Source organism: Thiomicrorhabdus immobilis, from assembly GCF_021654855.1.
Classification (GTDB): domain Bacteria; phylum Pseudomonadota; class Gammaproteobacteria; order Thiomicrospirales; family Thiomicrospiraceae; genus Thiomicrorhabdus; species Thiomicrorhabdus immobilis.
On record NZ_AP024202.1, the window covers coordinates 2529121 to 2539444 of the forward strand.

The 10324-nt window shown below is 44.6% G+C and carries 9 protein-coding genes; 1 reads left to right on the top strand and 8 read right to left on the bottom strand.

Annotated elements, in window-relative coordinates; translation table 11 throughout:
• Nucleotides 1–5 precede the first annotated feature (5 nt).
• The 8 genes from L6421_RS11435 to L6421_RS11470 form a co-directional block, all read right to left on the bottom strand.
• Nucleotides 6–3086 carry an efflux RND transporter permease subunit gene (locus L6421_RS11435; RefSeq protein ID WP_237261915.1) on the bottom strand — a complete coding sequence of 1027 codons (3081 nt, stop codon included), beginning with the start codon at nucleotides 3084–3086 and terminating at the stop codon, nucleotides 6–8.
• Complete coding sequence (locus L6421_RS11440; RefSeq protein WP_237261916.1) at nucleotides 3083–4165, bottom strand: efflux RND transporter periplasmic adaptor subunit; 1083 nt, start codon at nucleotides 4163–4165, stop codon at nucleotides 3083–3085. Before L6421_RS11440 ends, L6421_RS11435 begins: the two co-directional genes overlap by 4 nt.
• Nucleotides 4166–4301: 136 nt before the next feature.
• Nucleotides 4302–5663, bottom strand: coding sequence for a tRNA uridine-5-carboxymethylaminomethyl(34) synthesis GTPase MnmE (mnmE, locus tag L6421_RS11445; RefSeq protein ID WP_237261917.1), 1362 nt, complete (start codon nucleotides 5661–5663; stop codon nucleotides 4302–4304).
• Nucleotides 5664–5758: 95 nt separating this feature from the next.
• A complete protein-coding gene (locus tag L6421_RS11450; RefSeq protein ID WP_237261918.1) occupies nucleotides 5759–6085 on the bottom strand; it encodes a hypothetical protein in 327 nt (108 codons plus the stop codon).
• Nucleotides 6086–6096: 11 nt separating this feature from the next.
• Nucleotides 6097–7779: a membrane protein insertase YidC gene (gene yidC / locus L6421_RS11455; RefSeq protein ID WP_237261919.1), complete on the bottom strand. Its 1683-nt coding sequence runs from the start codon at nucleotides 7777–7779 to the stop codon at nucleotides 6097–6099.
• A 27-nt stretch (nucleotides 7780–7806) separates the two neighbouring features.
• Entirely contained in the window at nucleotides 7807–8226 is a 420-nt protein-coding gene (rnpA, locus tag L6421_RS11460) for a ribonuclease P protein component (RefSeq protein WP_237261920.1), read from the bottom strand.
• Between the two features lie 56 nt (nucleotides 8227–8282).
• Nucleotides 8283–8417 (bottom strand): 50S ribosomal protein L34, encoded by a 135-nt coding sequence (gene rpmH, locus L6421_RS11465; RefSeq protein WP_173274189.1) that lies wholly within the window; start codon nucleotides 8415–8417, stop codon nucleotides 8283–8285.
• A 223-nt stretch (nucleotides 8418–8640) separates the two neighbouring features.
• Entirely contained in the window at nucleotides 8641–9081 is a 441-nt protein-coding gene (locus L6421_RS11470; protein ID WP_237261921.1) for a YqaA family protein, read from the bottom strand.
• 91 nt (nucleotides 9082–9172) lie between these two features.
• Between L6421_RS11470 and L6421_RS11475 the strand changes: the two genes are divergently transcribed.
• Nucleotides 9173–9985 carry a sulfite exporter TauE/SafE family protein gene (locus L6421_RS11475; RefSeq protein ID WP_237261922.1) on the top strand — a complete coding sequence of 271 codons (813 nt, stop codon included), beginning with the start codon at nucleotides 9173–9175 and terminating at the stop codon, nucleotides 9983–9985.
• The last annotated feature ends 339 nt before the right edge of the window (nucleotides 9986–10324 follow it).

Genomic DNA, 10324 nt, shown 5'->3' on the forward strand with positions numbered 1-10324 from the left:
ACTCCTTAATGAGCTAACTTGACTCTAAACCAAAGCGAATACAATGCTGGTAAAAACAACAGGGTTAGAATGGTTCCTATGCCTATGCCGCCAATCAACACATACGCCATCGGCCCCCAAAAGGTTGAGGTGGTTAACGGAATAAACGCCAACATCGCGGCAACGGCGGTTAACACAACCGGACGTGCACGGCGAATTGTCGCGTCAATCACCGCATCTCCCAATACCATTCCTTGACGCACATTGTCATCAATCTGTCCGGTTAGAATCAAAGTATTTCGCATTAAAATCCCAGCCAGGCCGATTAAGCCCAAATTAGCCACAAAACCAAACGGCTGGTTAAACAGCAACATGGCGGAAACCGCACCAATCAAGCCTAACGGTGCGGTAATCATCACCATAAACAAGGTGCTGAACGACTTGACCAACAACATAATCAGCAAGGTCATCGCCAATAACATCAACGGCATCATCGCTTGAATAGACGCTTCGGCTTTACTGGACTCTTCAACAGAGCCACCGACATCGATGCGATAGCCCAACGGTAACGCATCAATGATAGGCTGCATCTTGGCTTGTATAATCTTAGTCGCAACGGGAGGCTGCATTCCCGTCACCACTTCACTATTCACCGACAAATAAAGTTCTCGGTTTCTGCGTTCAAGAATCGGGTCTTCATAACCCACTTCAATTTTACCCAACTGCTCTAACGGTAAAGCCACACCCTGAGGGGTTTTAATCAAGATACTGCCTAACTCACCCACTTTGGCTCGTGTTTCCTGATTGGCTCTTAACACCACATTCACGGTACGAATTTGCTCAAGAACCTGGGCGACCGGACGATTTTGTAGTTGGGTTTGCAACTGCTCGGCCACATCCTGGCTGGTTAACCCAAGCTGGGCTAATCGAGCTTTATCCATATTGATATTTAATATGGGTGCACGCTGCCCCCATTGTAAATGCGGATCAATCGCAAAATCTTGTTGACCGATGAGTACCCTTAAATCGTTGGCAATGCGGCGCAGTTCATTCGGATCTGGCCCGACCACTCTAAAGGTAACCGGCCATACCACTGGCGGTCCAAAGAGGAGAGGGTGAACTCTTACGCGCGCCTCAGGGAACAGACCTTGATTGATTTTGGCAATTAACTTTTGTTGCAATGCATCACGTGCGTCTTTATCGTGAGTGACCACAATAATTTTGGCAAAAGCCGGATTGGTCAACTCCGGATTTAACGCCAAGAAGAAACGCGGTGCGCCACGCCCCACATAAGCCGATAAAGATTTGACCTCATCATATTGATTAATCAGCTCTTCAACTCGCATACTCACGGCATTGGTGACATTAATTCCCGTTCCCTCGGGCAGATAAATATCCACCATCAACTCCGGGCGGTCTGAACTCGGGAAAAACTGTTTGACCACGGTGGTTTTCATGGCGATGGCCGCCAATACAAATACCGCTACGGTGAACACCACCACCCAAAGCTTATGGCGCACACAGGCGGTAATAAGGCGCCTTAAAGCTCGATAAGTCTTGGTGTCGTAAATATCTTTTTTAGCCGCATGATTTGATTCCGAAGCATGGCCTTTAACAGCAAGGATTCGTACGCCAAGATACGGGGTGAAATACACCGCTACAATCCAAGAGGCAATCAATGTGATGCCCAGCACCCAAAAGATGTTACCGGCATACTCTCCCACTCTGGAGTTAGCTAAACCAATCGGTAAAAAGCCAACTACCGTCACCAAAGTACCGACCAACATCGGTGCTGCCGTGACCGTCCAGGAATAAGCCGCCGCCTTAACCTTGTCCATGCCCTCTTCCATCTTCACCAACATCATTTCAATGGCGATAATGGCGTCATCTACCAATAATCCTAAAGAGATAATCAAGGCGCCTAAGGTGATGCGGTCAAAGTTCAAGCCGTCTATGAACATAAACATAAAAGTCATGGCTAAGGTCAAGGGAACCGCTAAAGAGACGATCAATCCGGCTCTTAAGCCCAACGTAATCAAGCTGACGATCAATACCACAAACAAGGCGGTTAAAAACTTGAGTTCAAAAGTCGATACAGCGCTATGGATGGCATCCGCCTGATTGGTGACCTTATCTAATTGAATGCCTAAAGGTAAAAAATCTTGATACTGTTTTTCAAACTGCTGCAAATGCTTTTCGAGTTCAAGGCCGTTAACCCCCGGCTTCATGACCACACCAAGCAATAACGCTTGTTCACCTTTGCTACGAACCAAATAGCTAGGCGGGTTTTCATAACCTCGGTAAACTTGGGCGATGTCTTGCAATAGAACCTGTTGATGACCGATAGTGATTGGTAGCTGTTTGATTTGCTCAACCGTATCGGTACGATTGCTTGCTAGTTGGCCACTACGTAAATACAGACGCGGCCCCGAAGTTTCGATAAACCCGGAGGCGGTGACCGCCAATTGGCCGTTGATTGCTTGTTGCACGGTTTGAATGGCCAAACCCATTTGCGCAAGTTGCTGTTTGTCCAGGTCAATGTAAATACGTTGCGCTTGCTCACCAATCAGACTGACTTTTTTTACACCCTGTACCTGACGCAACGCAATTTGCATTTTATCCGCCTCTTTCACCAATTTGGCTTGTGGCCAATCCGGCGCCGTTAGGCTATATAAAGTGAAATAGACATCTTCAAAATCATCATTAAAAAACGGTCCTTGCACGCCATTTGGAAGGTTTATCGCTTCATCGCCTAGGCGTTTTCGTACTTGGTAATAAAGCTGTTGCGTCAACTCCATCGGCGTATCTTCTGCCAAGGTAATCAGCATATCCACTCGCCCGGCTCGCGCTTTTGTTTCTACACGGTCAAAATACTCAATCTCTTCGAGCTTTTTCTCTAAAGGGTCGGCCACCTGGTTTTGCATCTCAAGAGCAGTGGCTCCGGGCCAGCTAGCGGAAACCACCATGGTGTTGACATTAAAAGTCGGGTCTTCGGCGCGCCCCATATGTAGAAAGGCATATACACCGGCAATGGCAACAACCAAGATAAAATAGAGGGTTAATGAACGCTCTTTAACCGCGTAGGCGGAGACATTAAAGCGATTCATTCAAGCGACTCCTTAACCGCTTGACCTTCATTCAATTGGTGCACACCCAAAGAAACGATATGGCTGACATCACTAAAGTCGCCTTCAATCCAAGCCGACTCCTCTGAAATACTCTTGATTTTGACCGGCAGCCGTTTGACATGATTGTCTTTCACCTGCCAAATAGAAACAAAATCACCTTGCTCATATAAGGCGCTATTCGGCACCTTAATAAGATTGCCGACCGATTCAAAAAACAAAGTGGCCGTTTGTCCTAAATTCAACGATTCCAGATAGTGCTGAACTTGTGCGCTGCCTTCTTCAAATCGATAACGCGCTGTCCAGGTTCTGCTTAAGGCATCCGCACTCGCTTCACGCTCTCGTAGCTTAACGTTCAACAAACGTTCTGAACCATAGATTTTAACTTGGGCGTTCATCGGCAGAGTTTGAATACGGCTTTCCGGTACTTGCACCACGACTTCTCGCTCACCTGCCAAGGCGATGGAAGCCACAGGATAACCGGTCGCCACGACTTCTCCCTCTTCGGCTTGCACTTTTAAAATTTTACCCAGGCCTGGTGATTCTAATGAAGTGTATTCCAGCTGGTTTCTCGCCTGCTTTTCCTGAAGGGTTAGCGACTTTAAACGCTCTTCTAAAACAGTGAGATTGCTTTGCGCCTGATCCACATTTTGTTGGGCGGTTAAACTGCGTTGCAATAATTTTTTGAAACGTTCCAACTCTAGTTTGGCGTTGTGTATTTGTGCTTCAGTCGCACGAATGTCGGCCAAGATGACATCAAGTGCAAGTTGGTAATCGGTAGGGTCTAATTTAAATAAGGCTTGTCCAGGTTTGACACTATCACCACTGTTAACCAGTCTTTGAGTGATTTTCCCGCCAACACGAAATGCCAGATTGGAGGTATAACGTGCGCTAATGGTACCGGTTAAACTCCATTGCGGTTGCACACTTAAGTTGGAAAGAGCGATGGTTTTAACCACCGGAATGGTAACCGGAGTTCCCTCAGTAGACGCTTGCTCTTGACAGCCCGCCAACAATAGCGCGCTGGTTAACGTCACAAACAGCCCTTTCTTAATACTCATGGTTTTTCCTTATCATCAATTGACATGATTCCCCAGCCCTGACACTTAGCCTGTGAACCAATAAAACGCATCCCATCAATTCTAATCAATTTTCTCGTGTTTGTAGAAACAATCAGCGCATCAATATGGGCAGAATCTATTTACCAATACAAAAAGAGGTAAAGATTCGCCCAAGCAAATCATCAGAAGTGAATCGGCCGGTAATCTCGGCCAAAGCTTCCTGAGCTAAACGCAAATCTTCGGCTAAAAGCTCACCCGCTGCAAACTGTTCAAGTTGCTGCTGACCGTTTACAGTCCAATCCAATGCGGTTTGTAAAGCATCCAAATGACGTTTACGTGCCATAAAGACCCCTTCGGCGGTTTGTGCATAGCCCATCTCGGTTTTCAAATGCTCTTGTAAAGCTTCTAACCCCAATTTGTGCTTTGCCGACAACCAAATCACGGTACGTCCGGTGTCCGCTTCAACTTCCACCATAGGTGCATGGTCGATTAAGTCGATTTTATTGCGCACCAGGGTGACCGGAATATGTGGAGGTAACTTATCCAAGATAATTTGATCTTCTTCATGAATCGCTTCACCGGCTTGCAACATCACCAAAACCCGGTCGGCGCTGTCTAACGCCTGCCAAGCGCGCTCAATTCCGATTTGTTCAACCTGGTCGGTGGCTTCACGCACCCCTGCTGTATCTAAAATGTGTAATGGCATACCGTCGATATTGATTTCTTCTTTGACAATATCACGTGTGGTGCCGGCGATATCGGTCACAATCGCACTCTCTTTACCCGATAATGCATTCAACAGACTCGATTTACCGGCATTCGGACGACCTAAAATCACCACCGACATGCCTTCACGCAATAAAGCACCCTGCTTGGCCGATTCAAACACGATATGCAGTCGGTCTAAGATATGTTGTAACTGTCCGGCGACTTTTCCATCCGATAAGAAATCAATCTCCTCTTCAGGAAAATCAATCGCCGCTTCCACATAAATCCGTAACTGGGTCAACTCTTCTACCAAGGTATTCACTTCTCGTGAGAAATCGCCCTGCAGAGAACGCATCGCCGACTTAGCCGCTTGGTCTGAAGACGCTTCGATTAAATCCGCAATCGCTTCTGCTTGAGCCAAATCCAACTTGTCGTTCATAAACGCTTGTTTAGAGAATTCACCAGGTTCAGCCAAGCGTGCACCCAGTTCAACCACACGACTCAATAGCCATTGCAATACCACCGGACCACCATGGCCTTGCAATTCAAGAACGTCTTCACCAGTAAAGGAATTGGGATTTGGAAAATACAACGCAATACCTTGGTCTAAAACCGATCCATCTTCTGCATAAAAGTTGCCATAATGCGCATACCTTGGCTGTGGCAACTTACCTAAAACGGCTTGGGCGATTTGCGCTGACTTCTTACCGGAAACACGCACAATACCAACCCCTCCTCGTCCTGGTGCAGTGGCAATGGCGGCAATCGTATCAATATTGTCAAATTCCATAAAAGTTCCAAATAAAATTAACAGGCCTGGTTAAAAACAAAAAACGCCCTTAAAAGGGCGCTTTAAAACTTATCTTCTGGTAGTAAAACCAGCGACTACGCCACAATATTGTGGGTAGTCGTTTTTAAGTCACTGATAAATTCTTTTTCACTGAACAAAGCGATGGTTTTATCCAACTTTTTCTTTGACGTGAATGTCATCTCTTCAGCTTCATCATTCACTTTGAACGATAAAACATAAAGTGGCTTAGTGTTCACTTCAGTCGCTTCAGAAGAGGCCACCACCGGAGCCGCGCCTTCTTCTAAAGGGATGTAACCATCTTTGGTTTTGTAACAGATGGGCTTGGTGCCATCTGCCACCAACGCTTCCACTTTGCCATACATCGGGTGATCTGTACCCAGCTTTTGATAAGTTAAATGCATCTTCTGTTCCTCTATTTCTCTTCGCCAGCTTCAATTTTACGCGTGATATACCACTGCTGTGTTACCGAAAGAATGTTATTCACAACCCAGTATAGAACCAAACCTGCAGGGAACCATAGGAAGAAGATGGTGAAGATAAATGGCAACATCTTCATGACTTTCTGTTGCATCTCGTCCATCATCGCAGATGGGTTAAGCTTCTGCTGGATGTACATGGTAATCCCCATAATCACCGGTAAGATGAAGTAAGGATCTTGTGCAGACAGGTCTTCAATCCATAGCATAAACGGTGCTTGGCGCATCTCTACCGAATACAACAGTACCCAGTAAAGCGCGATGAATACCGGCATCTGAATAAAGATAGGTAAACAACCACCCAATGGGTTAATTTTCTCTTCTTTATAGAGTTTCATCATCTTCTGCTGGAAGATAACCTTATCATCGCCATAGTTCTCTTTTAGCTGTTGCAGCTTAGGCTGGAACTTCTTCATGCGCGCCATAGAACGGTAACTGGTTTCTGATAACTTGTAGAACACTAACTTGATCAGCAGCGTTAATAAGATGATTGCCACACCCCAGTTACCCACCACGTTATGGATTTTCTCCAGCAACCAGAAAATCGGTTCTGCCAAGAACGTTAAAATACCATAGTCGATGGTTAATTCTAAACCAGGAGCAATCGCCGCTAACTTATCTTGCGATTCTGGACCGATATAAAGAGCGGAATTCAAGACAGAACTCTGTCCAGCCGCAACTTCAACCAAAGGCTCAACCACACCGACCGCATAACGATCATCCCCTAAAGGCTTGGCGTAGTAGCTATTTTGTTCTGTTTGACTAGGAATCAACGCAGTTAAGAAATACTGCTGGATCATCGCCGCCCAGCCACCGGTAACGGTACGGCCAGAAATCGCTTCTTTGGTTAGATCATCAAACGAATGTTTAACGTATTTATCTTCAGCGTTACCATCATAAAGAACTGGGCCCGTGTAGGTATACATCATGAAGTTTTCATCAGGGTTATGGCGGTTACGCACTAACTGAGAATACAAACTACCCGTCCAAGACTCTTGTGTTGCATTGTCTACCTTATAGGCCACATCCACCAAATACTTTCCTTTAGTGAAAGTATAAGTTTTGGTAACGGTTATACCGTCTTGCGACCAGGTTAAAGGAACAACCAAAGTATCGCCAGTCATCTCATAACGGGTCTGTGAGGCTTGATACACACTCTTATGCGTTGGCGCAGGTAATTTAGCGTCTTTTTGCGTGGCCAAACCGTTTTGCGCCATATAGACCAATGGGCCAGAGTCTGACATCAAATGATATGGCTGAGAGTGATCGTGACTTGCTCCGTATTTCAGCAACTTAGCATCACGAATATCACCACCATTGGTATCGATGATTAAATCAAGAGTATCTGTCGTAACATGAATACGTTGACCCTGGGTAATACCGTTTTGCAATACCGGTACAGCACCATTTTGCACACCACCGACATGCGCACCGGGAACATCAGATGCCGCAGGGTTAGCCGCTGAAACGACAGCATTTTGGCTTGCCATCGGCACTTCTTGCGCCGTACTCGTTTCTAAAGTTTGCTGCGTTTTATGAGCAGTAAACTGGGTCCATTCTAGCCATATCCAAGTTAACGTAAAGGCCAACGCTAACCACCAAATTGATCTCATATTCATGTGTGATACTCTTTGTAAATCTTATTTTTAGGGACGATTTTTTAATTTACTTTTGTGGATTTTGCGAATCAGGTGTAAAAAGCTATCATGCAACGTCTTGTTATCAATCTCTTGCATGCCTTTACGACCCAAAACCACAATATCATACCCACTTAATGCTTTCTTATGTGAGCGAAATGCTTCTCTTGCAATTCTTTTTACTCTATTTCGCCAAACGGCACGTTGTAATTGCTTTTTCGCGATAGCCAGTCCAAGACGAGGGAATTCTTCATTATTCGGACGCACAATTAAGGTCCAATTACGATTACCGAATCGTTCGGCTTGAGCAAATACGTGAGAGTAAGACTTTGGAGATAACAATCGATTAGACTTAGGAAAGTCATTTTTCGCTTGTTGAGAAGAAGAGAGGGTCTCCGGGCGAGCTGATAACTCTTGTTTAGAATTCATGAACTCCCCCAGAAGATTTACTGTGCTTGTAGACCAAGCACAGTACGTTTAATCGATTATGGAATTAAACGCTTACGTCCTTTAGCACGACGAGCCGCTAATACTTTACGCCCGTTTTTAGTCGCCATACGAGCACGGAAACCGTGAGTACGTGCACGCTTGATTACGCTTGGTTGAAATGTACGTTTCATGTCACTGTCCTTAAAATTTCTATTCCGGATTCGGAAAAACGGGAATTATATAGAGTTATCAACAAGAAAACAACAATTCAACCAATAAATATTAGACTTATTTTATATTCAAATCACAAAAGCATAAGCCCTAGTGGTATAAATGAAAATGACTACAACAGGTTGTATATAAATTGTTTTAAATTAACTTATTAAAGCGACCAGGCCTGGTCATTATAATTAATCACGATATATTGAGTGTCGTATAAGCCACTACAATATAACGTGCCAGCTTACCTACGGTGACCAACAACAAAAACAACCAGATATTGACTCTTAACACTCCGGCGATCACTGTAAGCGGATCGCCTATTATAGGAACCCACGCCAAAAGCAAACTCACGGTACCCCACTTTTGAAAACGCTGTTGGGTTTGGTTGAATTTTTCATCGGAAATCTTGAACACTCGATGGATTAAAAAAGCGCTGCCAAAAAAACCGATAACATAATTCACCACCGAACCTAACACATTGCCTAGAGTGGCAACCGCAACGACCTCTAAAGGGTTAAAGTCACTCAACAATAAAGCAACCAAAACCACTTCCGAACCAATCGGCAAAATCGTAGCGGCGAAAAAAGCGGCTAAAAACAGACCGCTCAAACCTATCTCAATAAAGTATTCCATTTCATTGAGTATGACTTAATTTATACTAATGGTCTATATTCATTGGCTGATATCAGCCTTTTAACAACCTCTTACCGATAACAGACACACTATGCTAGAACCGATTTTTTTACTTGAAATGCTGACCTATATAATCACCGGTGCCATTGTGGGTGTTGCGGCAGGCCTGCTAGGTATTGGCGGTGGCTTGTTGATTGTGCCGGTATTGAGTACCGCTTTTTTGTATTTTTTGAATGTATCGGAAGTGGTTCACTTGGCGATTGGTACCTCTTTGGCCACCATTGTCATCACCTCATTTTCCTCTGCTCGAGCCCACCATAATCACGGTGCGGTACGCTGGGATGCCGTTAAACTCTTGACCGCAGGAGTGTTACTTGGGGCTTTTATTGGTGGTTGGAGTTCGCAATTCATTGCCTCAAATCGACTCGGACAAATTTTTGGTGTTCTGGAACTGCTTATCGCAATCAATATGCTATTAGCCTTGAAACCCAGTCCAAATAGACAATTACCCGGCCTGGTAGGGAATACTTTTTCGGGCACAATCATCGGGAGTCTATCCTCCTTAGTCGGAATTGGTGGAGGCACCCTGACCACACCTTATTTGGTATGGAACAATATCTCCATGCATCAAGCCATCGCCACTTCCACTGCGGTCAGTATTCCTGTCGCCATTGCCGGGACAATCGGATATTTGATTGCCGGCTTAGATGCCACCAATCTTCCTCCATTGGCCAGCGGCTATGTTTATTGGCCAGCTTTTTTTGGGATTGTCATCGCCAGTTATTTTACTGCGCCAATCGGAGCGAAATGGGCACACCAACTTCCGGTAAAAACCCTTAAACGCGGCTTTGGGATTTTCCTCATTATTTTGGCCATTAAAATGCTCTTTTTTAGCGGCCACTGAATAACCGCAGGATATTCAATATTATCAATATGTTAACCAGTGCAAAACCTGAGTTATCCACATGCTTTGTTCACAGAGTTATCCACAGAAAAAAACCTTGTTTTAAAGTTATTCACAGGTATACTATTTTCAGTGCTCAAAAAACCAAGAATAATCGCTGTTTAAAATGCAAATTTAAGATGTAAATCCGCATTTAAAGTCAACCTAATTTTATTGGCAAAATTATAAAAAACGCTCTGTTTCGCCGTGAAAATTAAGTGTTAAGACAGTTCTAAAAAAGCACTCAGAACACTTAAAAATTACATAATAAAATAACCCAAAACCGTATTTTCTATCAGT

Coding starts and splice junctions, on each gene's coding strand:
- L6421_RS11450 (WP_237261918.1), bottom strand. CDS start 6,085: ATGCATTTAACTTATCAAAAGCTGGGTACAGATCACCCGATGTATGGC.
- L6421_RS11470 (WP_237261921.1), bottom strand. CDS start 9,081: ATGGAATACTTTATTGAGATAGGTTTGAGCGGTCTGTTTTTAGCCGCT.
- rpmH (WP_173274189.1), bottom strand. CDS start 8,417: ATGAAACGTACATTTCAACCAAGCGTAATCAAGCGTGCACGTACTCAC.
- rnpA (WP_237261920.1), bottom strand. CDS start 8,226: ATGAATTCTAAACAAGAGTTATCAGCTCGCCCGGAGACCCTCTCTTCT.
- L6421_RS11440 (WP_237261916.1), bottom strand. CDS start 4,165: ATGAGTATTAAGAAAGGGCTGTTTGTGACGTTAACCAGCGCGCTATTG.
- mnmE (WP_237261917.1), bottom strand. CDS start 5,663: ATGGAATTTGACAATATTGATACGATTGCCGCCATTGCCACTGCACCA.
- L6421_RS11435 (WP_237261915.1), bottom strand. CDS start 3,086: ATGAATCGCTTTAATGTCTCCGCCTACGCGGTTAAAGAGCGTTCATTA.
- L6421_RS11475 (WP_237261922.1), top strand. CDS start 9,173: ATGCTAGAACCGATTTTTTTACTTGAAATGCTGACCTATATAATCACC.
- yidC (WP_237261919.1), bottom strand. CDS start 7,779: ATGAATATGAGATCAATTTGGTGGTTAGCGTTGGCCTTTACGTTAACT.